We start from the raw sequence: 23,094 nt of genomic DNA, 5'->3' as shown, positions 1-23,094 counted from the left end.
CAAGGCGCACCACCTTGCATGGCATGCCGCGAGATCGGCGCATCACCCTCATCGACGAAAGGATCAACCCATGACGAACAGGACCGAGACGGCCATCCTCGCAGGGGGATGCTTCTGGGGCATGCAGGATCTGCTGCGACGCTATCCGGGCATTGTGTCCACGCGCGTCGGCTACACCGGCGGCGACGTGCCCAACGCCACCTATCGCAACCATGGCACGCATGCGGAAGGCATCGAGATCGAGTTCGACCCGAGCCGCATCAGCTATCGGCAGATCCTGGAGTTCTTCTTCCAGATCCACGACCCGACCACGAAGAACCGCCAGGGCAACGACGTGGGCACGAGCTACCGCTCGGCGATCTTCTATCTCAACGACGAGCAGAAGGCGGTGGCCGAAGACACCGTGGCCGATGTCGACGCATCGGGCCTGTGGCCGGGCAAAGTGGTGACCGAGATCGCGCCGGCGGGCCCGTTCTGGGAGGCGGAGCCGGAGCACCAGGACTACCTGGAACGCTTTCCCAGTGGCTACACCTGTCACTTCATCCGCCCCGACTGGAAGCTGCCGCAGCGCAAACAGGCGTGATGGCGAGGACGCCAGCGGCCCAACCCGCTGGCGTCACCCTCGATGAATGACAACGGCACGTGCAGCATCGGCGCTGCACTGCAACACGCTGCCTTGACTTTCCTGCAGGCAGAGTGAGACGGCATTCCAACGAGGGATCGTCATGCCTCCGCGAGACCGCCGGCTGGCACCTGGCCACTGCCGCGATGCACTCCCGGGCCTGCACCGGCGCGGGGCCACGGGTCCGTGATACGCGAACCGGTGCGAGTGGATTTCGCGTTGCAGGGTGGCGGTTCGCATGGCGCGTTCACCTGGGGCGCGCTCGATCGGCTGCTGGAAGAACCCTGGCTGCAGATCGATGGCATCTCGGGCACCTCTGCCGGCGCCATGAACGCGGCCGTGCTCGCCCATGGTTACGCGGCATCGGGCGCGGAGGGAGCGCGACAGGCGCTGGAGCAGTTCTGGCGCGAGGTATCCGACGCCGCGCGATGGAGCCCGTTCCGGCGCGGCCCGCTCGACGTCCTGCTGGGGCGCTGGACGCTGGATCAATCGCCCGCCTTTGTCTGGATGGACATGGTCGCGCGCCTGTTCTCGCCGTATGACCTCAATCCACGAGGCGTGAATCCGCTGCGCGACATCCTGGCCGGCTGCATCTCGTTCGAGCGCGTGCAGCACGGCCCGATCAAGCTCTTCATCACGGCAACCAACGTGCGCACCGGGCAGGGCCGCATCTTCCGCAACCGTGAACTCAATCCGGACGTCCTGCTCGCGTCCGCCTGTCTACCCAGCATGTTCCACGCCGTCGAAATCGACCACGAGGCCTACTGGGACGGCGGGTACTCCGGCAACCCCACCATCACGCCGCTGGTGCGGGAATGCACCTCGCAGGACACCATCCTGATCCAGGTGAATCCGGTCGTCCGCGACGAGCTGCCCTACTCGGCGCGCGACATCCTCAGCCGGCTCAACGAAGTCTCCTTCAATGCGGTGCTGCTGAAGGAGCTGCGCATGCTCGCGCTGTTGCGCCAGAGCGCCTCGCCCGGCGATGGTGAGGCATCGCACTGGGCCAACATGCGCCTGCACCGGTTGAGCAGCGAAGCCATGCTCGATCTCGGCTATTCCTCGAAGTTGAATGCCGAGTGGCCTTTCCTGCTGAAGCTGCGCGATGCCGGACGCGAAGCCGCCGCTCGCTTCATCGAGCAGCACGGCGAATCGCTTGGCCACGTCTCCACGCTCGACATGGATGCGTTCTCCTATGACGGCTGAGGCGGTCGGTCTGCTGGGCATGGTCGCCGGGCTTGCCCTGCTGATCGCGCTCGCGTTCCGTGGATGGAGCGTGCTGATACTGGCGCCGCTCACCTCGCTGGTGGCCGCGGCATTCTCCGGCTATCCGTTGCTCGCCACCTGGACCCAGGTATTCATGGGCGGCACCGCCGATTTCTTCGCACGTTTTTTTCCGCTGTTCCTGCTGGGCGGGGTCTTCGGAAAGCTGATGAACGACAGCGGTTCGGTGCAGGTCATCGCCGACTGCATGGTGCGCTGGCTGGGCGAAGAACGCGCCATCCTGGCGGTAGTCCTGGCTGGCGCCCTGGTCACCTACGGCGGCGTAAGCCTGTTCGTCGCCTTTTTCGTGCTGGTGCCCATGGCCAGCGAAGTGTTTCGCGCAGCCAACGTGCCGCGACGCCTGATGCCCGCGGCCATCGTGCTCGGCACCAGCACCTTCACCATGACCGCCCTGCCGGGCACGCCCGCCATCCAGAACGCGATACCCATGCCTTTCTTCGGCACCACGCCGTTTGCGGCGCCGGGGCTGGGCCTGATCGCGGCGGCCATCATGCTGGTTCTGGGCATGCTGTACCTGTCCTACGAGCGCCGCGTGGCGGGCAGCAACGGCGAAGGATTCACCGGCCCGCAGGCGGCGGTCCCGCTGGGCGAACTGCAGCGCGACCGCGTACGCGCGGCACTGGCGGATGAGTTCGACATTGCCCAAGTCACGCCCGATCGCCCGCAACGGCATCCTCCATCGGCGTTCGCCGCCTTCCTGCCCCTGGGGATCGTCACGGCGGTCAACCTGGCGATGTCGCTATTCGTGCTGCCGCGAATGAACCTGGCCTACCTTGCCCAGCCGCGCTGGGGCGCCACCACGGTTTCGGCGGTCGCCGGCGTCTGGTCGGTGATCGTCGCGCTGACTGCCGCCATCGTCGTGCTGGCTCTCATTCACCGGAAACGCCTGGCGAACCTGCGCGAAAGCGTGGACGACGGCGCCCACGCCTCGGTGCTGCCTTCGCTCAGCGTCGCCAGCCTCGCCGGCTTCGGCGCCGTCATCGCTTCGTTGCCGGCATTCCACTTCGTGCGCGAGCAGATGCTTTCCGTGCCCGGCGGCCCGGTGGTGTCGCTCGCGGTCACCACCAACGTACTGGCCGGACTCACCGGCTCCGCGTCCGGGGGGCTCACCATCGCGCTCGACGCGATGGGAAGCACCTACAGGATCGCTGCCGACGCCCTGGGCATCGACCCCGCCCTGCTGCATCGCGTCGCCGCCATCGGCTCCGGCACGCTGGACATTCTCCCGCACAACGGCGCCATCGTGACCCTGCTCGGCCTTTGTGGCTGCACCCATCGCGACAGCTATCGTTCCATCGTCATCGCCGGCATCCTGCCCTCACTGGCGGCGCTGCTGGTGGTGATTCCGCTGGGGTCGATGCTCGGCGCGTTCTGACTGCACGCGGCCACGACGGGCTCATGCAAAGCCCCATGGCGCGGCCTCTCCCCGTAGGAGCGCACCCAGTGCGCGACAAGCCTACGCAGCGACGACCACAAACCACCCAAGCCGATGTCGTCCGGACATCCTCGGGAACCCTGGCAACTCAACGCGCCTTGACCAGACCCAGGTCGGCTCGTGTAAGTCGGCGCACCGTGGTCTCCGTGTAGACCGTCGCCGATATGTCAAAGCAACGGGAACCGGCGCCGGCAACCACGATGGCCCCCTGCAGCGCCTTCAAGTTCGGCAGATCGCTCGCGCCGTGGCCGGCCGACAAATGCAGCTTGGTGCGCGACGACACGGGCCGCTCGACCTCAATGCTCCAATCGGACGGGATATGCCTGACCGCCCTGAACTCGCCACACGCCAGCATGATGCGTATGTCGTTGATCCGCAGGTTTGAAGATGCCGCCACCAATGATGCCGGCCACGACACGGCAAGCAACTCTTCGTTCGCGGCCCTTGCGGCCATGAAGGAAAGCGCGAGAAGGCAGAAGACCAGCATGCGTACCGTGTTTGACATGATCCCGCGCCACTGCGTTGATGGGTGTTGGAACCGTCTTCGCCTGACCTCCGGTTTTGTCCGGACGTCCATTCAAGCATCTTTCCTGGCGGCGCGTAGCGCCCCCGTCGGCCGGCCCGGCGCACCCGGGCTGCACCGCCATGCCTTCATCGGGTGATATGCACCCGGGTCGAATGGCGCAGTCCGCCATCACCGCAAGGCCCGCACGGCGCCATCGATTCCGATGAAACAAAAGGCACGCTTAATGCCTGCCCCTGAATGATGACAGGTTAAGGCAACCGAAAGCGTCACGGGTGCATGGTCCGTCCATTGAGCCAGACGAACGGCGGTCACGGGTATGCGCCTATCGAGAGAGCACTTGGCGGAGCGATTCAGGCTGCTGGACAGCGAGCTCACCGAGCTGAAAGCGTCCGGCTCCGCGGAAGAAGACCTTTGGCAGGCCATCGAGGCGAGGACGCAGGTTCACGCGTCGTCGATTGCCGAGTCCGATCGGCACTGGTGGTGGCAGCAGCTGTACGACCTTACCGAACGCCACGGTCTTACCGATCTGAGCCGATCCACCAGCGATTGAGAGGAGGGGCGACCGGCGTGTGAGGCTCGGGGTGAGTGCATGTCAGGGTGGCCGCCCCTCCTCGGGGCCGAGATCGCAAGGCTTCGTCCCACCGCTGATCTCTGCGCATGGCGGTGCCACCCGCAGGCCTCGATGAACACGCGGATTCCGGCCGAGTCCGGCGAGAGCCGAAGCCGTTTCGGAGCCAGCCAGCTTCGCGCGACTATCCTGCAGCACGGATGAAGCTTGGGATACCGCCATGACAGCGGATACGAAAACGCCATTCGAACACGTCAACGACGTGCTGGCGCAACTCAAGGAGATGCGCCACTACGCAAAAAACAACGTCGAGACCCTTACGGCCCAATGGCTGCTCTTCGACGGCGAGTTGAAGAAGCTCAAGCACGTCGGCCAGATCGAAGCCTTGATGACGCGCCAGGGCGAGCTGCACGATGCGCTGAACGAGGAAATCGAGAAGCTCGAGGAACTCGCGGTGACGCTGCAGCCGCCTCCCGAAGAGGCGTGATCGACGCCCCGGGCCGAGGCTGGCGGCGAAGCTGCGCCAGCGGTCGGCCCTGGCCATCAGCCAGCGGTGTCACGACGCTTTCCGCGTATCAAGGCGATGCAGCGACAGCCGGATAGATGATCGTTCCATCCGCCTGCGGCAGCGCGCCGGCGGTGAGTCGTCCCTCCGCCACCTGACCGCGCCCGAGGATGTGCAGCACCGTTTCGCCGCGTGCGATCAGGTAGTCGGTGATGATGCGCCGATGGCAGCGCCACCACACCGCCTCGGAACACATGATCGCGCAAGAACGCGCATGTCCTTCGCCGATAAGGTGGTCCAGGCCGCCACGGAACGGTTCTGAAAGCGCGTAATCCGCGTAGTTGTGAAAGCTCTGGTTCGACCAGAACCCGTTGACTTCGGCAGGGACCTGCCTGGCCCTGCCACGGCGGCCGCCAAGCGCCGCCACGTGTTCATACGAAAGGCCGAAGGGCGCCAGGCTGGCGGGAAGAACCTCGTCATTGAACTGGGGATGGGTGTAGGAGCGTGGAAACGCACGCACGTCCACCACGTGCCGGACCTGCGCATCGTCGAGCAGGCCCGCCAGTTCCTCCACGCTCCGGTTGGAATGACCGACGGTGAAGAAGGCAGCCATCGTCCGGCTCAATGACCGCGAACGTGCCGAAGCGCGGAGCCCTTGTGGGCCGCGACGTGATCGGTCTTGTCGCTCTTGATCTCGTACTGTGGATCTTCCTTCGACGCGCGATGCGTATGGCCCTTGTAATCGAAGTCGCTCGTATGAACGGCAATGATGGTTCCCGTCACGTGGCCGGCTTCGGAATTCCAGCCGACGTGATCGCCTACCTTGAAGGTCCTGGTCATCGCGAAAAATCCCCATGATTCCCGGCATCGACGCATCACCGGCATGCCGGCCTGGTGATCGCCAGGCATGGCTATGGGCCCGGCGGCATCCGACGTTAGCCATGCCCGCCGTGTTTCCACGTGAAGATGGACGGCTTGCAACGGCCGCCATCTTCACGCCGGCGCCGAGGGCGCGCGATCCTTAGGCCGCCGTCACAGGTCGCTGCGCGCAGGTTGCCTGATCAGCGCCTGATCTCGTTCTTGTCGACGGACCCGCCCTTCATCACGAAGCCCACGTGCTCGAGCTGCGAAACGTCCTTGATCGGATCGCCACCGACCGCGATGAGGTCAGCGAAGTAGCCCGGTGCGACAGCACCCACCTTGCCTTTCATGTCGAGGAGGTCGGCGGCGTTCACCGTGGCCGCCTGGATGGACTGCATCGGGGTCATGCCCCACTTGGTCATGACGGCGAACTGCTTGCCGTTCCAGCCGTGCGGATAGACGCCGGCGTCGGTGCCGAAGGCCATCTTCTCCCCGGCCTTTACCGCGCGCTGGAAGTTTTCGCGCTGCAGGCGGCCGACGAGTTTTTCTTTTTCGACGGTGCTGGCCGGAAAACCCTTCTTCGCGTATTCGCTGAGGATGTAGTCGTCGTTGTAGACATCGAAGTCGAGATAGGTGCCCTTCTGCCTGGCGAGCTTGAGGCCTTCGTCATCGATCATGCTGCTGTGTTCGACGGAATCGACGCCGGCGCGAATGGCCATCTTGATGGCTTCGGCACCGTGCGCGTGCGCAGCCACCTTCCTGCCCCAGCGATGCGCTTCATCCACCAGTGCGTTCATTTCTTCCTGCGAGTACTGCGGCGCGCCCACCGAGCCTTCCGCACTCAGCACGCCGGCGCTGGCCATGAACTTGATGACGTCGGCGCCGTTCTTCACGTTTTCGCGGATGCGATGGCGGATGGCATCGATGCCGTCGGCCACGCCGTCGATGTCGTGGAACTGGATCCAGGGCGAGAAGCCCGTGGTGTCGTCGGCATGGCCGCCGGTGGCGCCCAGCGGCGGACCGGACACCAGCATGCGCGGGCCCTGGATATCGCCTCGGTTGATCGCATTGCGCAGGGCGACGTCCACGTAGTCACTCGCCCCCAGGTTGCGCACGGTGGTGAAGCCGGCGTCCAGCGTGCGCTTGGCGTAGATGGGCGCGAGGATCGCCGAATCGATCGCGCTGCGCTTGAGGATGGCCTCGTAGTAATCGCCCTTCACCTCGTTCGGGTCGCCGGTGAGGTGCACATGGCAGTCGATCAGGCCCGGCAGCAGCGTCGCGCCGCCCAGGTCGATGACGTTGGCGCCCGCGGGGACCTGCCCGTCGTAACGGACCTCGGTGATCTTGTCGCCCTCGATCACCACCAGCGGGTTGTCGCGCACGGTGCCGGCCTGCGTATCGACGAGGTGGGCAGCGCGCACCACGACCTTGGCGGGCGCAGCGGGAGCGTCGTCCGCCAGGGCGGCCGTGGACCCGAAGGTCAGTGCGATGGCGACAAACAGGGGCAATGAACGCATGGAAGAACATCTCCGTGGGCAATGGGCAAAGGAGGTTGCGGACAGACGGCCCGAACGGTGCGCCCTTGCGCCACGGTCATGCGATCTCCCCTCGCCGAACCTTACCGCGAAAGACTCAACCGACGACACACGTCGTTCGTCACGAATGGATTCCCGGCCTTGCTGCACCGCACCGCAACCGGCGATATCGCGAAAAGGAGGCCGCGATCATGCGCAGAAGACTATGATCACCAGGCTGGCGCCGGCCCGTCCTCGCGCCTGCAACCCGCCATCCCACGAGGACATGCAGTGGCACGTGCGACTGCAGCCTTCCGCAGCCCGCAAGCGCGCTCGCGCAAACCGGCTTGTCATTCGTTTCGCCCCTCACTGCCGAGGTGTTCCATGGAAACCAGACCGCCTGTTCCACCCTTCACCCGTGAGACCGCCATCCAGAAAGTGCGCATGGCCGAGGATGCATGGAATACCCGCGATCCGGAGCGGGTCTCGCTGGTCTATACCGTCGATACGCATTGGCGCAATCGTTCGGAATTTCTCGATGGCCGCGAGGCGGTGAAAGCCTTTCTTCGGCGCAAATGGAACCGCGAACTCGACTATCGCCTGATCAAGGAGCTTTGGGCCTTCACCGGCAATCGCATCGCCGTGCGCTTTGCCTATGAATGCCACGACGACTCCGGCCAGTGGTATCGCAGCTATGGCAACGAGAACTGGGAGTTCAACGAGGCCGGCCTGATGGTCCATCGCCACGCGAGCATCAACGACCTGCCCATTGCCGAGTCGGATCGCAAATACCACTGGCCGCTGGGCCGCCGGCCCGACGATCACCCCGGGCTCAGCGACCTCGGATTCTGAAGCGCGGCGCGGGTACCGGCTCCGGCCGAGGACGGTTGGATGGCTGCGGGCCGTCCATTAGCATCCGGGCATCCATGAATGAGCGGACGAGATGAAGCGGACATTCTTCGTTCTGGTTGCTGCCTTGGCCCCTTTTCACGGCGTGACGGGTGCACCCGCCCAGGTGCACCCATGGGCGCCCGCGGGCGTGTCGAGCGAGCTGTTCGAATCGCATGCGGCCTTCGATCCGCGCACCGGCGACCTCTATTTCGTGCGCAGCTCCAAGTCGTTTTCCGGTTGGCGCATCCTCACCTCCCATTGCAACGGCAAGGCCTGGAGCACGCCGGCGCCGGCACCGTTCGCGGCAAACGGCACGGAAGCCGACCCATGGTTCACCCCGGACGGCAAGAGCATCTATTTCATTTCCACCCGCGCCACCGGCAGCCAGAAAAGCAGGGACCTCGACATCTGGCGCGCCGACCGCGCCGAGGACGGCCACTGGAAACCCGCGGAGCGCTTGCCGGCCCCGGTGAACTCCGATGAGGCCGAGTGGTTCCCGCGCCTGGCGCCGGATGGATGGTTGTACTTCGGGTCGAACCGGCCGGGCGGATTCGGCAAGAACGACATCTGGCGCGCTCGCGAGGCCTCACCCGGCCAGTGGATCGTCGAAAATGCCGGCCCCGCCATCAATACGGCGGGCAACGAATACGAACCGCTGCCCTCGCCCGACGGCAAGCGGCTCATCCTGATGGCGGACGGCGGGCTATACGAATCACGCATGACGCCGAACGGATGGTCGCCACGCGCAAAGCTGGGCCCGGAAGTGAACGTCAATGGCAGCGAAATCGGCGCGCTGTTCTCACCCAGCGGCAACTCGCTGATGTTTGCCCGCGACACCGGCGAGCCGAAGTCCGGCGAATTCTTCGTGTGGCAACCGCAGGGCCAGGAAGCATGGCCGCCCACGTGCGGCGTATCGCCCAGGCAGGCGACCTCGGCGCGCAGGTAGCTGCCGGAACTGACCGGCGGCGATGGGCAGCCCGTGTTTCGCCTTCACCCCGGGCAAGGCCGCTCGCCGATAGTACCCGTGCGGCGGCGGCGACCTGGCCGACCATGGTCGTGATTAGGCGTCGCTCCGACTCGTCATGTCGGGGCGTGCTCATAGTGATGCAGCGCTTCGTCGCCATAGCGAAGCAGCAGCTCGAAGTCGCGTGCGACCGCCGCATTACTGAAGTGGTCCATCACATGGGCGCGTGCAGACGCACCCATCTCCGCGCAAAGCGATTCGTCACACAACGTGAGGATGCGATCGCGCCAGGCCGCGACATTGCCCGGCTCGATCAGGAAGCCCGTCACGCCATCGCGCATGGTTTCCGGCACGCCGCCGATGTGGCTGCCCAGTACCGGCACGCCGCAGGCTTGTGCCTCGATGGACACGCGGCCAAACGTTTCCAGTTCCACGGACGGAAACGCCAGGAACGAAAACGCGCGGTGGTAGCGCGCGGTGTCCGCCACCCAACCCGTGAAGTGATGGCGCGTGGAAAAACCGCCCTGGTCGGCCATGCGATGCAACACCGACTCTTCCGGTCCGTTGCCGACCCAAAGCGCATGCAGCCTCGGATTGACCTGCATGGCCTCGTTGGCCGCCTGCATCAACTGGGCCACGCCTTTTCCGCCATGCATGCGGCCGACGAAGCCCATCACGATGTCATCGTCGGCGATGCCGAACTCGCGCCGCACCTGTGCGCGGCGCTGCGGGTCGGGCTGGAATTCGTTGATGTCCACCGGGTTGTAGGAAATCCACACCCGATCCGCCGGCACGCCCCAGCGCAGATAGGCATTGCGCGCAAATTCCGATACCGCGATGAAGCGATTGGCAAAGCGCGGCACGCCCCATTCGGAGAGTTTGCTCATGCGTGGGTTGCGGTGCCGGAACAGCGCGACCGGCGTGTGCGTCAGCCGGCCACTGGCAATCAAGGGCCAGTATTCCTTGCCGAAGTTGCCTACCAGCCAGTCCGGCGAGAACGCGGCGATGCGGCGCATCACCGTGGAATAGCCGCGCATGTCGTACACGTTGCGGAACGAACTGACAAACGTCGGCACGCCTGCCGCCGCCAGTCCCTGGCCGATCAGGCCCTTGCGCGAAACGATGGCCTCGACCTCGTGGCCCGCCTCGGCCATGGCCTTGGCAAGCGTGACGAAGTGCGTCGCCGCGCCGGTGTTCTCAGGGTTGGTACCTACGAAGAGAAGCTTCATGCGCGCTTGTCCTCGTAGCCGCTCATCACCTTCGCCGCCACCTGGGGAAGCACGTGATGCCGCGCGACCTGGATACGCGGAAGACGCATGAAGTCGATGGAAGGCTTCGCCTCGGCGCGGCCACGATGTGTCGTCGTCGCAGCGTCGAAACCGGCGCTGCGCACCGCGTCCACCGCGCGATCGTCATGGTCGCCGTAGGGATAGCAGAACTGGCCGATGCGAATGCCGAGGCGATCTTCCAGCTCGGCCTTGCTGCCCTGCACCTCGTCACGCTGCTGCTGCTCGCCGCACTGGCTGAGACGCACATGCGTGCGGGTATGAGCGCCCACTTCCATGCCGCCCTGGTGCCAGGCCCGCAATTGCTCGACCGACATCATGGGCTTGCGCACGCCGAGGCGATCGGCGTCCCACACGTTGTACTGGCCGACAAGGCTGCTCACGACATAGCAGGTCGCCGTGAATCCGTAGCGCTGCAGCACGGGCATCGCGGATTCGAGATTGTCCGCGTAACCGTCATCGAGCGTGATCACCGCGACGCGGCCGTCTTTCTCGCCGCGAAGATAAGGCATCGCATCGGACATCGACACGCCGCGATAGCCGAACATCTTCAGCATGGCCATCTGCCGCGCGAACGATGAAGGCGATACGTAGAGGCTTCGATATACGCGAACGTCCTCTGGAACGCGCGCGATGTTGTGGTACATGAGGATCGGGATTCTCACCAAGCGTCTCTATGGATAAGGCTTCTGGTGAAACATTGTTATGACGCAAACTCGCAAGGCAAGGCTGAAAGCCCGAAATTTCAGCCGAATTTGCCGCTTGTTCACCCTTTTCGAAATAAATGGCGCCGAAACTGTCGAACGGCTTTCGGCGGGATGGAATTCTTTAGTTTCGCGTAATGTTCAATCGCGCCGAATGCAGGAGCGGCAGCCGCCAAGAACCGGCCGCGAAGCTTTCATCAACCTGTCTAATGTCCGGGGGGAGCCTACCCATACGGATAATACGTAGACGTATAGACGTCCGAACGAAACGACGCGAGGAGGATCGATCACCACCCTCGCGTCGGGCGTCTTCACTGACACCGCACTCCACAGGCAGGCGACAGGAAACTCGCGCCGCAACGCACGTCACGAGACGGCGGCCCTCGTGGCAATGAACTTCCCCATGCGACGACTGGGCTCGCGAGGGTGGCACGTCATCACGAACCGCTCCCCAAGGAGGAAGGGGGCGATGAGAGGCAGATTGTCTGGAGATATCACGCCCCTGGGCCGCGAGCTTCCCTGGAACCGCGTCGCGGAGCCGCGAGGGGTATCAGGAACGCCCCGATGCGTTAATGCAGTGGCCAGCGCCCGATGATGTCGTGCCGGTGCTTGCCCACGCGGCTGCGCACCAGCACAAACTCATCCACATGCCATTCGACAGCCTCGGCCGGGCTGTATGGCGATTCGAGGTGATCGGCATAGAAGAGCGTCACGTGGGGCGCCAGGGTGCCGCCGTCCCAACCGAACCCCTGGTTGAACAACGCCCTGCCAAGGCTGTCCTTGAGAGCCTGCACGCGCGTGCTGCTCGCCGCATCGCTGCGAAGCACGCGGCATGGTTGGCCGAATCCGCCGTTGAAGGTATCGAATCCATCCAGGCGCAGGCCAAAGGCCGAGGCCTTCACCTCGGCACCGGCGCGCTGCAGCGACTGCTCGAAAGGCGCGCGGAGTCGCTTCAGCGTTTTAGGAGCGCACAGCGAAAGGTGCAGCCGGTGATCATCGACGGGCGAGGCCCGGCCGACGCTCCGGGCGCGAATCGCCGACTCGCGCCTTTCCCCGATCTGCTGTTGCGTCGGACCCTTCGGCATCAACGCGAAGAAGTACGCACACTCGGGCTCCAACCCTTCGTCGCCCGACCACCCAAACAGATCGTCACCCGCCATGTTCCGGCTCCTTACATGTTCCGGCGGTACTCGCCACCCACGTCGTACAGCGCGTGGCTGATCTGGCCCAGCGAGTTGTACTTCACCGCCTCCATCAACTGCTCGAACACGTTGCGGCGTTCGCGCGCGGTGTCCTGCAGCGTCTTCAGGCTATCCGGCGCCAGGCCGTTGCGGGCCTTGCCGAAGGCCTTCACGTTGTCGATCTGCTGCGCCTTCTCGCCTTCGGTGGAGCGGATCAGTTCGATCTCGGTGGCGATCTCGCCGCCATGGTCCTTGGGCAGGAAGGTGTTCACGCCGATCAGCGGCAGGCTGCCGTCGTGCTTCTTCTGCTCGTAGTACATCGACTCTTCCTGGATCTTGCCGCGCTGGTACATGGTGTCCATCGCGCCGAGCACGCCACCGCGCTCGCTGATCGCCTCGAACTCCTTGTACACGGCCTCTTCGACGATGTCGGTGAGCGCATCGACGATGTGGCTGCCCTGCCAGGGGTTCTCGTTGAAGTTGAGGCCCAGTTCCTTGTTGATGATCATCTGGATCGCCACCGCGCGACGCACGCTCTCTTCGGTCGGCGTGGTGATCGCCTCGTCGTAAGCGTTGGTGTGCAGGCTGTTGCAGTTGTCGAACAGCGCATACAGCGCCTGCAGCGTGGTGCGGATGTCGTTGAACTGGATCTCCTGCGCGTGCAGCGAGCGGCCGGAGGTCTGGATGTGGTACTTCATCATCTGGCTGCGCGCGCTCGCACCGTAGCGCTCGCGCATCGCGCGCGCCCAGATGCGGCGGGCCACGCGGCCGATCACGGTGTATTCCGGATCCATGCCGTTGGAGAAGAAGAACGACAGGTTCGGCGCGAAGTCGTCGATCTTCATGCCGCGCGCCAGGTAGTACTCCACGATGGTGAAGCCGTTGCTGAGCGTGAAGGCGAGCTGGCTGATCGGGTTCGCGCCGGCCTCGGCGATGTGATAGCCGGAAATCGACACCGAGTAGAAGTTGCGCACCTTGTGGTCGACGAAGTACTGCTGGATGTCGCCCATCATGCGCAGCGCGAACTCCGTGGAGAAGATGCAGGTGTTCTGCGCCTGGTCTTCCTTCAGGATGTCGGCCTGCACCGTGCCGCGCACGGTCTGCAGGGTTTCCTCCTTGATGCGCGCGTAGGTCTCCTCATCCACCAGCTGGTCGCCGGTGATGCCGAGCAGGCCTAGCCCCAAGCCTTCGTTGCCCCTGGGCAGGTCGCCCGAGTACTGCGGACGACCATGGGGGAACAGCGAGGCAATCTTCTTCTCGGCGGCTGTCCAGCGTGCCGCATCTTCCTTCAGGTACTTCTCGACGTTCTGGTCGATCGCGGTGTTCATGAACATCGCGAGGATGATCGGCGCCGGGCCGTTGATGGTCATCGACACCGAACTGGTCGGTGCGCTGAGGTCGAAGCCGGAGTACAGCTTCTTCATGTCGTCCAGCGTGGCGATGTTGACGCCGGAGTTGCCGATCTTGCCGTAGATGTCGGGGCGCGGCGCCGGATCTTCACCGTACAGCGTCACCGAGTCGAACGCGGTGGAAAGGCGCGTGGCCGCACCGCCCTGGCTCAGGTAATGGAAGCGGCGATTGGTGCGCTCGGGCGTGCCCTCGCCGGCGAACATGCGGGTCGGGTCCTCGCCGGTACGGCGGTACGGGTATACGCCGCCGGTATACGGGTAGTAGCCCGGCAGGTTCTCGCGCATCAGGAAGCGCAGCTGGTCGCCCCAGTCCCTGGTCTTGGGCGGCGCGACCTTCGGGATCTTCTGGTGGCTGAGCGATTCGCGGTAGTTCTCCACGCGGATCACCTTGTCGCGCACCTTGTACTCGTTGACCTCGTCGGTCACCGACTTGTAGCGCTTGGGCCAGTCGTGCAGCAGGTGGATCGCCTCGTGGCTGAGCTCCTTGATCGCCGCGTTGTAACGCTGGCGCAGCGTCAGCAACGTGCGGTCGGCGCCCTCTTCGTGCAGCGCTTCGGATTCATAGCGCGCCAGCTCACGCGGCAGGTGCGCGTCGCCCAGTTCCTTCAGCGACTCGTAGTAATGCTGCGCCTTGCTGGCGAATTCCGCCTCGCGCTCGATTTCCTTGTTGATGCCGCGGCCTTGCTCCGCGATCTCCGCGAGATAGCGGACGCGGCTGCCCGGGATGAGCACGGTGGCACGCGGTTCCTTCAACGTGGTGTCGAGGCCGGGCGACCACTTGTCCGCCGGCAGGCCGAGCTTGTCGCGCAGCAGGCGGCAGAGGTTGGTGAACATCCAGGTCACGCCCGGGTCGTTGAACTGGCTGGCGATGGTCGGAAATACCGGCACCTGCTCGTCGGTGAGCGTGAACGCGGTACGGTTGCGCTTCCACTGCTTGCGCACGTCGCGCAGCGCGTCTTCCGCACCGCGCTTGTCGAACTTGTTGAGCACCACCAGCTCGGCGAAGTCGAGCATGTCGATCTTCTCGAGCTGGCTGGCCGCGCCGTAGTCGCTGGTCATCACGTAGGTGGGGAAATCCACCAGGTCGACGATCTCCGAGTCGCTCTGGCCGATGCCGGCGGTTTCGACGATGACCAGGTCGTACGGTTGTGCCTTGAGGAAATCGATGCAGTCGCGCAGCACCGCGCTGGTCGCGGCGTGCTGGCGGCGCGTGGCCATCGAGCGCATGTAGACGCGATGGCTACGCAGCGAGTTCATGCGGATGCGGTCGCCCAGCAGCGCGCCGCCGCTGCGGCGACGAGTCGGGTCGACGGCGAGCACGGCGATGCGCATCGCGGGAAACGCGTGCAGGAAGCGCAACAGCAGTTCGTCCACCACCGAGGACTTGCCCGCGCCACCGGTACCCGTCACGCCGAGCACCGGCGTCTGCTTGCCGGCCATCTTCCACTGCTTGCGCAGGTGTTCCAGTTCGGCTTCGGGCATATCGCCCTCTTCCAGCGCAGAGAGCACATGGCCGACGGCGATTTCGTCATCGATGTTCACCAGCGGATCGACCACGCCCGACGGCGCACCCTTCGCGCGCTTCACCGCCGCGGCGCGGGTGCGCTTCATGACGTCTTCGATCATCTCGGCAAGGCCGAGCTTCATGCCGTCATTGGGGTGATAGATGCGCTCCACGCCGTAGGCCTGCAGCTCGCGGATTTCTTCCGGCGTGATGGTGCCGCCACCACCGCCGAACACGCGGATATGCGAGGCGTTGTGCTCCTTGAGCATGTCCACCATGTACTTGAAGTACTCGACGTGGCCGCCCTGGTACGACGACAGAGCGATGGCGTCGGCGTCTTCCTGCAGCGCGGCGCGCACCACGTCTTCCACCGAGCGGTTGTGGCCCAGGTGGATCACTTCCGCACCCTGCGACTGGATGATGCGACGCATGATGTTGATGGCCGCATCATGGCCATCGAACAGGCTGGCGGCGGTAACGAAACGCAACGGACGGGTTTCCGCCTGGGCGGCGCTGGCGGGAACGTGCTGGGCGGGGGAACTCATGGGGACTCCGAAAACGGCGTAACGGCTAATCCCTCATTTTAGTGGATGGTTACGTTTGGAACATGTTGCGGCGCGGAGGGAGGCCGGTTTGCCATGGTTTTCGCGGGTTTCCGCGAAGACCGTGCGGATGGGTATCGTCGAGCCTGCGGTCGCGCACTGGGTGCGCTCCTGCAAGGCGGCGCTTTTGTAGGAGCGCACCCAGTGCGCGATCCGACGCCTCAGCCATCCCCAAACGGCAGATTCGGCGACGACACCACGCGCTCGCCCACGACCTCCCCGCGCAGGAACGCCAGCGACGCCTCGATGACTTCGGGCGCATCCAGCACGCGGTGATGCCCGAGGCCCTGCGTGGTAAGCAACCTCGCGCCATGCCAATGGCGGGCGTAGCGCTCGCCTTCGGACCACGGCACGTCATGATCATCCATGTCATGCACGACGAGTCCGGGCTGCCCCAATGTCGGCAGGTGGCGATGCACCTGCAGGTCATGGATGCTGATGCCGGTCATCGCTTCCAGGCTGGCGTGCAGGCGACCGTGCAGATGCTCGCCCAGGTGCACGAACTGGCTGAATCGCTGCGTGGCAGCCACCGGATCGGCGGCCGGCGCGATCAGAATGAGCCTGTCCGCGTGCCACGCCTCTCCCTGCGCCAGCGCAGCGGCGGCGCCACCGAGGGAGTGAGCGATCACCAGCGCGGCGTGGCCATGATGCTGGCCCACGGCACGCGTGGTATCGACGAAGTCCGGCATGGTGCAGTAGCGGCCTTCGCTCTTGCCATGCCCCGGCTGGTCGAAGGCGACCACGGCGTAGCCAAGCGCGCGCAGCGGAGCCACCCAGGGCAGGTAACGCAGGCCGAAGCTGGACCAGCCATGCACGAGCAAGGCGTACGGTTGCGTGGACGGGTCGCCCCACACGTACGTCGTGATGCGGCGGCTCTTCACTTCGATCACCTGCTCGCGCATGTCCGCATCCGGCTGCGCGCGCGCCGCACGGGCGCGGCTGCTGGCGAACGGCGTCACGAACAGGCGCCGGGCCTGCTCGACCGCGCGCGCAGGCGCCAGCCGGCCGCCCAGCGCGAAGCCCGCGCGGACCGCGCCCAGCGTGAATTTGCCGGGGCCGTGATGGCGTTTGCCGGTGGTCGTGGTGGTCATGGCGCAGTCCTCCGGCCCGATTCCGGGCGGTAGCTGGCGATCAGGCGATCGAAGCCGACCAGCGTGTGCCGGCGCGCTTCGTCGAAACCGAACAGACCTGCGTCGTGATGCAACCCGAGCATCAGGGCGTAGATCTCGAAGGCGAGCTGGCCCGGATCGGTGTCCGTGCTCAGCTCGCCGTTTTCCACCGCGTGGCCGATGGCGCGACACATTTCCTGACGCCAGCCGGCCTGCTGGCGAATCACCGTGTCACGCAGCGGGCCTTCCCGCCCGTCGTATTCGCTGGCGGCGGTAAGCAGCACGCAACCGCTCTGGTATTCGTGCGCCCACTCGACCCAGTTCGCCACAATGGCGCGCACGCGGGGCAGGCCGCGGGGAAGCTTCAGCGCAGGCCATTTCACGCGCTGCAGGAAGCGCAGCTGCCCGGCTTCCAGCACGGCCAACTGCAAGTCCTCGCGGGAACCGAAGTGGGCGAAGACGCCGCTCTTGGACATGCCCACGTCCTGCGCCAGCGCGCCGATGGAAAGACCTTCCAGTCCTTCCCTGCGTGCCAGCTCGTAGGCGTGCTCAAGGATCAGTTCGCGGGTTGCGGCGCGCTTGCCGCTGGTGGGGGCTGCGGTTGTCATGGTCGAAAAATAGCACGACCGTTCGTTCTTTTTCCATCAAGAAGAGCTGAACGGCGACGCCACCCTGCCCTCCACCAACCTGAACAAGCAGTGCAAAGCCCGTCAACAACCGCCGGGAAGCTTCGTTTTCCGCGACTGAGGCCGCGTGGTGCGGCCGACGCCAAGGGAGATCTCCATGTTGAACACCACCCGCAAACTCGCCCTGCTCGCTGTTCTCGGCATCGCCAGCGCAGGCGCCGCCTATGCCCCGACCGCCGCGGCTGGCGTGTCTGTCGCGGTCGGCATCAACGTGGCTCCGCCGCCGCCGCGCTATGAGGTCGTGCCGCCCCCGCGCGTCGGGTACGTGTGGGCGCCGGGCTATTGGCGCTGGGAAGGCCATCGTCATGTATGGGTCGGCGGTTATTGGGTGCGCTCACGCCCGGGCTACGTCTATCGCCCGGCCCGCTGGGAGCACGACCGCGACGGTTGGCGCCTCCACGATGGCCACTGGGGCCATTGATCGAGCCGCCCCACAGCTCATCGCAAGTAGTTGCCTGAAAAGCAAAAACTAACGGCACGGAGGCCTGCCGACGGAAAGGCAGGCCTCAGCTGGAGCCGTCATCGTCCTGCGACTTTTTCATCCAAAGGTGCCTAGAACCATGTCGATACGCCTGATCGCCCTTACCGCACTCACCCTCCTGGCCAGCGGCTGCGTCGTCGAGGAACCGGCTCATCGCCCGCGCCCGGTCGTCGTCGAACGCGAACCGGTCGTGCAGCGCGAATACGTCGAAGTGGTGGCGCCACAGCCGCCACCGGTGGAGATCGTGGAACGCGAACCGGCGCCTCGCCCTGGCTACGTCTGGGCGCGCGGCTATTGGCACTGGGATGGCCACCAGTACGTGGCCAGGCATGGCCACTGGGAGGCGGAGCGCCCTGGCTACCACTACGTGCATCCGCACTATGAGCGCCGCAACGATGGCTGGCACCTCAACGTGGGCGTGTGGGTCGCCGGCTGAGCAAGGCCGGTTCGCCTCCGACGTCATCCGGGTTGCCTCGGGTGACGTCCGGTTCGGCCATTCGATTCAGGACACCCGCTCCGCCATCGGTGCGCGGCGGCCGTTGGCCGGCGCCGATACCAAGGCTCGATAGTCGCGTGGCGTCATCCCCACCGTCGCCTTGAACTGGCGCGCGAACGCGCTCTGGTCGGCAAAGCCGCAAGCCAGTCCGATCGCGGCGATGCTGTCCTCGCCGTGCAGGCGCCGCATGGCTTCTTCGATCCTCAACTTGGTCTGCAGCTGTTGCGGCGTGAGCTGGAATACCTTGCGGAAATGCCGCTCGAGCTGCGCCACCGAAAGATCCGCCAGCTCCGCGAGCCTCGCCACGCGCACGCCTTCGGCGTAATGCTCCTGCAGATGGGCCAGCACGCGACGCAGCCGCACATAGGTGGGATGCCGGCCGTCCGGCTTGCCTAGGTCGCGCGAGATGCCGACGATGCCCCGCACCTCGCCTCGCTGTCGCAGGGGCCGCTTGCAGGTGAGGCACCAGCCGGGCACGCGGTTGGGGAACATGTGCACTTCGAGCTGGTTTTCGATCACCTCGCCTTCGAGCACGCGCTGGTCCTGCGTAGCGTAGGAACCGCCCAACGATTGCGGGAACAGCTCGGTCACGTCTCGCCCGATCACGTCACTGCGATGCTTGAGACCGAGCCGACGGACCAGCGTGAGGTTGGCGTGCGTGTACCGCCCGCTGCCGTCCTTCACGAAGAACACCACGTCGGGCAGCGCATCGAATAGCGCTTCAAGTTCATCGGCCGAAATCTTCATCCCCATCGAAACTCCTTGCCATGCGCCAGCCCGTGCTGCAATTGCAGCATAGCCCCGCCACGAGGTTTTTCATTGTGCCGATTTCCGCATCCCCCGGTGACAAGCGTTTCTAGACGCCCAAGCGCAGGCGACGCGAGGATAGGCACCATGCATACCATAGACGTGATCGACTCACACACCGGCGGCGAACCCACCCGCGTGGTCATCGCCGGCTTTCCCGACCTGGGCAGTGGCACGCTGATGGAGCAACGCGAGCGCTTCCGTCGTGACTTCGACCGCTGGCGCAGCGCCATTGCCTGCGAACCGCGCGGATCGAGCACGGTGGTCGGCGCGCTGCTGTTGCCGCCGCAGACGGCCGACGCGTGCGCGGGAGTGATCTACTTCAACAACGTCTCGTATCTCGGCATGTGCGGCCACGGCACCATCGGGCTCGTACGCACACTGCAGCACATGGGTCGCATCGGCCCGGGCACGCACAAGATAGAAACACCGGTCGGCATCGTCGGCGCGACGCTGCACGAAGACGACCGCGTCACCATCGACAACGTCGAAAGCTATCGTCACGCCAAGGACGTCAGCGTCGACGTGCCCGGCTACGGCACGGTCACCGGAGACATCGCCTGGGGCGGCAACTGGTTCTTCATCACGAAGGACACGCCGTTGCCGCTGGAGATCCGTCACCAGCGCGAACTCACCACCTACACCGAAGCCATCCGCCGCGCGCTCGAAGCCAACCACATCACCGGCGCCCATGGCGGCGAGATCGATCACATCGAGGTCAACACGAAGTCTCCGGTCGCTGGACTGGACGGCCGGAACTTCGTGTTGTGCCCCGGTCTTGCCTACGACCGTTCGCCGTGCGGCACCGGCACCAGCGCCAAACTGGCGTGCCTCGCCGCGGACGGCAAGCTCGCGCCGGGCGAGGCCTGGCAGCAGGAAAGCATCCTCGGCAGCGTGTTCGAGGGCCGCTACACACCGGGTACCCAAGGCGTGCGTCCGCAGATCACCGGCACGGCCTTCGTGGTCGCGCGCAGCACGCTGTTGTTCGACGAGGCCGATGTCTTCACCTGGGGCAGCGGAGCGGAATGAGCGGCACCGTCGCCAGCTTCGACCTGATCGTCATAGGCGCCGGCATCATCGGCGCCAGTTGTGCCGATGAAGCCAGCGCCCGAGGCATGCGCGTCGCCATCGTGGAGCCCGGCCCGATCGGCGGTGGCGCCACGGCCGCCGCCATGGGCCACCTGGTGGCGATGGACGACGACCCGGCCGAACTCGCGCTGGCGAACTACTCGCTGCACCACTGGGAAGCCTTCGCCGATGTGGGCGTAGCGGAGTTCAGCCGCTGCGGCACGCTATGGGTGGCCCGCAACGACGATGAACTGGCAGCCGCGGGCACGCGCGTCGCGCGCCTGAATACGGCAGGCGTCGAGGCTCGCGTGGTCGACGCCGGGGCGTTGTACGAACTCGAGCCCGCGCTGGCGCCGGGATTGGCCGGCGGCCTGCTGGTGCCGCGCGAAGCGGTGGTGTACCCGCCGCGCGTGGCGGATCACCTTGTGAAGCGCGCGCAATCGCGCGGCGCGCGACTGTACGCCGGACGGCGCGTGCTGGCACTGCCACGCAGCGGCGCGCAACTCGACGACGGCACGCGCCTCGCCGGCCCCGTGCTGGTCGCTACCGGATGCGCCCTGCCCGCGTTGTTGCCGATGCTGCCGATGCGCGGGCGCAAGGGCCATCTTGTCATCACCGATCGCTATCCCGGGCTGGTGCGTCACCAGCTGCTGGAACTCGGTTATGCGGACAGCGCCCACGGCGATGCCGACAGCAGCGTCGCCTTCAACGTACAACCGCGGCCGACCGGACAGATCCTGATCGGCTCCTCCCGCGAATTCAGCGCGACCGACGCTGCCGTATCGCCGTCGATGGTGCAACGCATGCTCGAGCGCAGCTTTGCCTTCGTGCCCAGGCTGCGCGAACTGCAAGCGGTGCGCATCTGGACCGGCTTCCGGCCGACCACGCCGGATGGACGTCCATATCTCGGGGCCGTGCCCGGCGCGACGGACCAATGGGTGGCGGCCGGTCACGAAGGCCTCGGCGTCACCACCGCGCTGGGCAGCGCGAAACTGATGATCGACCTGGTCCAGGGGCGCCAGCCCGCCATCGACCCGGCGCCCTATTCGCCGCGGAGGATGGCCGCATGAGCGCGCAGGTCAAGCTCAGCGTGAACGGCTTGCCGGTGGAAGTGCCCGCAGGCGCCAGCGTGGCGGCGGCCGTAGCGCAGGTGACGATGCAATTCCGCCGCTCGGTGAGTGATACCCGGCGCGCACCGCTGTGCGGCATGGGCGTGTGCTTCGAATGCCGTGTGCAGGTGGATGGTGTCGCCCACGTGCGCGCGTGCATGACGGCCGTGACGGAAGGCATGCAGGTGACGACCGATGCCTGACCGTTACGACGTGTTGGTGGCAGGCGCGGGCCCCGCGGGCCTCGCGGCGGCCCAGACCGCCGCGGCACACGGCGCGCGCGTGGGCCTGATCGACGCGCAGCCACGCCCTGGCGGACAGGTGTGGCGCCACGACGTGCGCCGCGAAGCACCGCGTGCCGCACGCGAAGCCTTCGGCAAACTGCGTGACGTGGACGTGCTGGCCAGCCACAGCGTGGTGGCCGTCGAGTCGTCCGGGCTGCGCGTGGAAACGCCTCAGGGCGGCCGGCTCATCTCCTACGGCTCGCTGATTCTCGCCACGGGTGCACGCGAACTGCTGCTGCCCTTCTCCGGCTGGACCTTGCCCGGCGTCACGGGCGCCGGAGGTCTGCAGGCGCTCGCCAAGCAGGGCTGGCCCGTCGCCGGCAAGCGCGTGGTGATCGCCGGCAGCGGCCCCTTGCTGCTCGCCGCGGCCGATACCTTGCGCAAGCACGGTGCGCGCGTGCTCGGCATCTACGAACAGGCGCCCGCGGCCGTCGTGCACGCGTTCGCCAGGCAGCTTCGCCACTGGCCCGCGCGCGCCGTGCAGGCGATCGGACTGCGTCTTCGCCTGGCCGGCGTGCCTTACCGGCTCGGTTCCTTCGTGCGTCGTGCGCACGGCGGCGATGGCGTGCAACGCGTGGATATCGAGACACCGACGGGAACGCAGGCGCTCGACTGCGATCTGCTCGCGGTGGGTTACGGCCTGGTGCCCAATACCGAGCTGGCCCAGTTGCTGGGCTGCGCGATGGACTATCTCGGCCCGCATCCCCACGTCAGCGTGGACAGGCTGCTGCGCACCAGCGTGGGCGGCGTGTACGCCGCGGGCGAAGCCGGTGGCATCGGCGGGCTGGCGGTGGCGCGGCTCGAAGGCGCCATGGCGGGCCATGTCGCCACCGGACACAGCGTGGCGGCGCATGCGTTGTTGCCGCAGCGCGATCGCGAGCGGCGCTTCGGTGCGTTGCTGTCACGGCACTTCGCACTCGATCCACGCCTGCACGCACTGGCAGAAGACAGCACGCTGATCTGCCGCTGCGAAGACGTCACGCTGGGTGAACTCGGCGGCTTCACCAACGCGCGCGCCGCCAAGCTCGCCACGCGCTGCGGCATGGGCGCCTGCCAGGGACGCATCTGCGGCACGGCGCTGGCCGAACTCGGGCGCTTCCCGCGCGATGGCGCGCGCCCTCCCATCTTCCCCGCCCGTCTGGCCACGCTGGCCGGGCTTACCACCCTTCCTTCTGACGACGCATACCGAGGTAGCTGA

The 23,094-nt window shown here is 65.9% G+C and carries 24 protein-coding genes; 13 read left to right on the top strand and 11 right to left on the bottom strand.

What is annotated here, in order from left to right:
- The first annotated feature begins 70 nt into the window (after positions 1-70).
- The 3 genes from msrA (at position 71) to JMF82_RS13635 (ending at position 3,281) form a co-directional block, all read left to right on the top strand.
- Positions 71-583: a peptide-methionine (S)-S-oxide reductase MsrA gene (gene msrA / locus JMF82_RS13645; protein WP_201315114.1), complete on the top strand. Its 513-nt coding sequence runs from the start codon at positions 71-73 to the stop codon at positions 581-583.
- A 246-nt stretch (positions 584-829) separates the two neighbouring features.
- Positions 830-1,828: a patatin-like phospholipase family protein gene (locus tag JMF82_RS13640; RefSeq protein ID WP_236585470.1), complete on the top strand. Its 999-nt coding sequence runs from the start codon at positions 830-832 to the stop codon at positions 1,826-1,828.
- Positions 1,818-3,281 carry a GntP family permease gene (locus JMF82_RS13635; protein ID WP_201315113.1) on the top strand — a complete coding sequence of 488 codons (1,464 nt, stop codon included), beginning with the start codon at positions 1,818-1,820 and terminating at the stop codon, positions 3,279-3,281. The genes JMF82_RS13640 and JMF82_RS13635 overlap by 11 nt, the downstream gene beginning before the upstream one ends.
- Before the next feature lie 148 nt (positions 3,282-3,429).
- On the opposite strand, the gene JMF82_RS13630 is transcribed toward JMF82_RS13635, so the two are convergent.
- Positions 3,430-3,846, bottom strand: a complete 417-nt coding sequence (locus JMF82_RS13630) for a hypothetical protein (RefSeq protein WP_201315112.1) — start codon at positions 3,844-3,846, stop codon at positions 3,430-3,432.
- A 358-nt stretch (positions 3,847-4,204) separates the two neighbouring features.
- On the opposite strand from JMF82_RS13630, the gene JMF82_RS13625 reads away from it, so the two are divergent.
- Both JMF82_RS13625 and JMF82_RS13620 read left to right on the top strand, forming a co-directional pair.
- Positions 4,205-4,417: a hypothetical protein gene (locus JMF82_RS13625; RefSeq protein WP_236585469.1), complete on the top strand. Its 213-nt coding sequence runs from the start codon at positions 4,205-4,207 to the stop codon at positions 4,415-4,417.
- A gap of 238 nt (positions 4,418-4,655) precedes the next feature.
- Entirely contained in the window at positions 4,656-4,922 is a 267-nt protein-coding gene (locus tag JMF82_RS13620) for a hypothetical protein (RefSeq protein WP_201315110.1), read from the top strand.
- Between the two features lie 88 nt (positions 4,923-5,010).
- Here JMF82_RS13620 and JMF82_RS13615 read toward each other — a convergent pair whose 3' ends face one another.
- The 3 genes from JMF82_RS13615 to JMF82_RS13605 all read right to left on the bottom strand — a co-directional run bounded on the left by JMF82_RS13615 (position 5,011) and on the right by JMF82_RS13605 (position 7,318).
- A complete protein-coding gene (locus JMF82_RS13615) occupies positions 5,011-5,553 on the bottom strand; it encodes a DUF488 domain-containing protein (protein ID WP_201315109.1) in 543 nt (180 codons plus the stop codon).
- 8 nt (positions 5,554-5,561) lie between these two features.
- A complete protein-coding gene (locus JMF82_RS13610; RefSeq protein WP_201315108.1) occupies positions 5,562-5,780 on the bottom strand; it encodes a DUF2945 domain-containing protein in 219 nt (72 codons plus the stop codon).
- A 221-nt stretch (positions 5,781-6,001) separates the two neighbouring features.
- Positions 6,002-7,318 (bottom strand): amidohydrolase family protein, encoded by a 1,317-nt coding sequence (locus JMF82_RS13605; protein WP_201315107.1) that lies wholly within the window; start codon positions 7,316-7,318, stop codon positions 6,002-6,004.
- Positions 7,319-7,699: 381 nt separating this feature from the next.
- Between JMF82_RS13605 and JMF82_RS13600 the strand changes: the two genes are divergently transcribed.
- Positions 7,700-8,167, top strand: coding sequence for a nuclear transport factor 2 family protein (locus JMF82_RS13600; protein ID WP_201315106.1), 468 nt, complete (start codon positions 7,700-7,702; stop codon positions 8,165-8,167).
- Between the two features lie 124 nt (positions 8,168-8,291).
- Positions 8,292-9,152 (top strand): hypothetical protein, encoded by an 861-nt coding sequence (locus JMF82_RS13595; protein WP_236585468.1) that lies wholly within the window; start codon positions 8,292-8,294, stop codon positions 9,150-9,152.
- A 134-nt stretch (positions 9,153-9,286) separates the two neighbouring features.
- On the opposite strand, the gene JMF82_RS13590 is transcribed toward JMF82_RS13595, so the two are convergent.
- From JMF82_RS13590 to JMF82_RS13565, 6 genes are all read right to left on the bottom strand, one after another.
- Complete coding sequence (locus JMF82_RS13590) at positions 9,287-10,399, bottom strand: glycosyltransferase family 4 protein (RefSeq protein ID WP_201315104.1); 1,113 nt, start codon at positions 10,397-10,399, stop codon at positions 9,287-9,289.
- A complete protein-coding gene (locus JMF82_RS13585; RefSeq protein WP_201315116.1) occupies positions 10,396-11,103 on the bottom strand; it encodes a polysaccharide deacetylase family protein in 708 nt (235 codons plus the stop codon). The genes JMF82_RS13590 and JMF82_RS13585 overlap by 4 nt, the downstream gene beginning before the upstream one ends.
- A gap of 626 nt (positions 11,104-11,729) precedes the next feature.
- A complete protein-coding gene (locus JMF82_RS13580; RefSeq protein WP_201315103.1) occupies positions 11,730-12,320 on the bottom strand; it encodes a 2'-5' RNA ligase family protein in 591 nt (196 codons plus the stop codon).
- A gap of 11 nt (positions 12,321-12,331) precedes the next feature.
- Complete coding sequence (locus JMF82_RS13575; protein ID WP_201315102.1) at positions 12,332-15,799, bottom strand: methylmalonyl-CoA mutase family protein; 3,468 nt, start codon at positions 15,797-15,799, stop codon at positions 12,332-12,334.
- Between the two features lie 218 nt (positions 15,800-16,017).
- Positions 16,018-16,947: an alpha/beta hydrolase gene (locus JMF82_RS13570; protein WP_201315101.1), complete on the bottom strand. Its 930-nt coding sequence runs from the start codon at positions 16,945-16,947 to the stop codon at positions 16,018-16,020.
- Positions 16,944-17,573: a TetR/AcrR family transcriptional regulator gene (locus JMF82_RS13565; protein ID WP_201315100.1), complete on the bottom strand. Its 630-nt coding sequence runs from the start codon at positions 17,571-17,573 to the stop codon at positions 16,944-16,946. The genes JMF82_RS13570 and JMF82_RS13565 overlap by 4 nt, the downstream gene beginning before the upstream one ends.
- Before the next feature lie 175 nt (positions 17,574-17,748).
- Between JMF82_RS13565 and JMF82_RS13560 the strand changes: the two genes are divergently transcribed.
- Both JMF82_RS13560 and JMF82_RS13555 read left to right on the top strand, forming a co-directional pair.
- The gene (locus JMF82_RS13560) at positions 17,749-18,072 is read left to right on the top strand and encodes a YXWGXW repeat-containing protein (protein ID WP_201315099.1); all 324 of its coding nucleotides are present in this window, start codon (positions 17,749-17,751) and stop codon (positions 18,070-18,072) included.
- 139 nt (positions 18,073-18,211) lie between these two features.
- Positions 18,212-18,568 carry a YXWGXW repeat-containing protein gene (locus tag JMF82_RS13555; protein WP_201315098.1) on the top strand — a complete coding sequence of 119 codons (357 nt, stop codon included), beginning with the start codon at positions 18,212-18,214 and terminating at the stop codon, positions 18,566-18,568.
- A 66-nt stretch (positions 18,569-18,634) separates the two neighbouring features.
- Here the strand turns inward: JMF82_RS13555 and JMF82_RS13550 are convergent, their stop codons facing one another.
- Complete coding sequence (locus tag JMF82_RS13550; protein ID WP_201315097.1) at positions 18,635-19,381, bottom strand: AraC family transcriptional regulator; 747 nt, start codon at positions 19,379-19,381, stop codon at positions 18,635-18,637.
- Positions 19,382-19,522: 141 nt separating this feature from the next.
- Between JMF82_RS13550 and JMF82_RS13545 the strand changes: the two genes are divergently transcribed.
- From JMF82_RS13545 to JMF82_RS13530, 4 genes are read left to right on the top strand one after another with little or no spacing between them, the layout of a single operon-like run.
- The gene (locus tag JMF82_RS13545) at positions 19,523-20,464 is read left to right on the top strand and encodes a 4-hydroxyproline epimerase (RefSeq protein WP_201315096.1); all 942 of its coding nucleotides are present in this window, start codon (positions 19,523-19,525) and stop codon (positions 20,462-20,464) included.
- Complete coding sequence (locus JMF82_RS13540; protein WP_201315095.1) at positions 20,461-21,573, top strand: FAD-dependent oxidoreductase; 1,113 nt, start codon at positions 20,461-20,463, stop codon at positions 21,571-21,573. Before JMF82_RS13545 ends, JMF82_RS13540 begins: the two co-directional genes overlap by 4 nt.
- Positions 21,570-21,815 carry a 2Fe-2S iron-sulfur cluster-binding protein gene (locus tag JMF82_RS13535; RefSeq protein WP_201315094.1) on the top strand — a complete coding sequence of 82 codons (246 nt, stop codon included), beginning with the start codon at positions 21,570-21,572 and terminating at the stop codon, positions 21,813-21,815. The genes JMF82_RS13540 and JMF82_RS13535 overlap by 4 nt, the downstream gene beginning before the upstream one ends.
- On the top strand, positions 21,808-23,094 hold the full coding sequence (locus tag JMF82_RS13530) for an FAD/NAD(P)-binding oxidoreductase (protein ID WP_201315093.1): 1,287 nt from the start codon (positions 21,808-21,810) through the stop codon (positions 23,092-23,094). The genes JMF82_RS13535 and JMF82_RS13530 overlap by 8 nt, the downstream gene beginning before the upstream one ends.

Source organism: Dyella sp. EPa41 (genome assembly GCF_016586165.1).
Lineage (GTDB): Bacteria > Pseudomonadota > Gammaproteobacteria > Xanthomonadales > Rhodanobacteraceae > Dyella.
Note: the sequence above shows the minus strand (reverse complement) of the source record. Positions and strands in the feature narration are given on the sequence as shown.

Coding starts and splice junctions, on each gene's coding strand:
- msrA (WP_201315114.1), top strand. CDS start 71: ATGACGAACAGGACCGAGACGGCCATCCTCGCAGGGGGATGCTTCTGG.
- JMF82_RS13635 (WP_201315113.1), top strand. CDS start 1,818: ATGACGGCTGAGGCGGTCGGTCTGCTGGGCATGGTCGCCGGGCTTGCC.
- JMF82_RS13630 (WP_201315112.1), bottom strand. CDS start 3,846: ATGTCAAACACGGTACGCATGCTGGTCTTCTGCCTTCTCGCGCTTTCC.
- JMF82_RS13620 (WP_201315110.1), top strand. CDS start 4,656: ATGACAGCGGATACGAAAACGCCATTCGAACACGTCAACGACGTGCTG.
- JMF82_RS13615 (WP_201315109.1), bottom strand. CDS start 5,553: ATGGCTGCCTTCTTCACCGTCGGTCATTCCAACCGGAGCGTGGAGGAA.
- JMF82_RS13610 (WP_201315108.1), bottom strand. CDS start 5,780: ATGACCAGGACCTTCAAGGTAGGCGATCACGTCGGCTGGAATTCCGAA.
- JMF82_RS13605 (WP_201315107.1), bottom strand. CDS start 7,318: ATGCGTTCATTGCCCCTGTTTGTCGCCATCGCACTGACCTTCGGGTCC.
- JMF82_RS13600 (WP_201315106.1), top strand. CDS start 7,700: ATGGAAACCAGACCGCCTGTTCCACCCTTCACCCGTGAGACCGCCATC.
- JMF82_RS13590 (WP_201315104.1), bottom strand. CDS start 10,399: ATGAAGCTTCTCTTCGTAGGTACCAACCCTGAGAACACCGGCGCGGCG.
- JMF82_RS13585 (WP_201315116.1), bottom strand. CDS start 11,103: ATGTACCACAACATCGCGCGCGTTCCAGAGGACGTTCGCGTATATCGA.
- JMF82_RS13580 (WP_201315103.1), bottom strand. CDS start 12,320: ATGGCGGGTGACGATCTGTTTGGGTGGTCGGGCGACGAAGGGTTGGAG.
- JMF82_RS13575 (WP_201315102.1), bottom strand. CDS start 15,799: ATGAGTTCCCCCGCCCAGCACGTTCCCGCCAGCGCCGCCCAGGCGGAA.
- JMF82_RS13570 (WP_201315101.1), bottom strand. CDS start 16,947: ATGACCACCACGACCACCGGCAAACGCCATCACGGCCCCGGCAAATTC.
- JMF82_RS13565 (WP_201315100.1), bottom strand. CDS start 17,573: ATGACAACCGCAGCCCCCACCAGCGGCAAGCGCGCCGCAACCCGCGAA.
- JMF82_RS13560 (WP_201315099.1), top strand. CDS start 17,749: ATGTTGAACACCACCCGCAAACTCGCCCTGCTCGCTGTTCTCGGCATC.
- JMF82_RS13555 (WP_201315098.1), top strand. CDS start 18,212: ATGTCGATACGCCTGATCGCCCTTACCGCACTCACCCTCCTGGCCAGC.
- JMF82_RS13550 (WP_201315097.1), bottom strand. CDS start 19,381: ATGGGGATGAAGATTTCGGCCGATGAACTTGAAGCGCTATTCGATGCG.
- JMF82_RS13545 (WP_201315096.1), top strand. CDS start 19,523: ATGCATACCATAGACGTGATCGACTCACACACCGGCGGCGAACCCACC.
- JMF82_RS13540 (WP_201315095.1), top strand. CDS start 20,461: ATGAGCGGCACCGTCGCCAGCTTCGACCTGATCGTCATAGGCGCCGGC.
- JMF82_RS13535 (WP_201315094.1), top strand. CDS start 21,570: ATGAGCGCGCAGGTCAAGCTCAGCGTGAACGGCTTGCCGGTGGAAGTG.
- JMF82_RS13530 (WP_201315093.1), top strand. CDS start 21,808: ATGCCTGACCGTTACGACGTGTTGGTGGCAGGCGCGGGCCCCGCGGGC.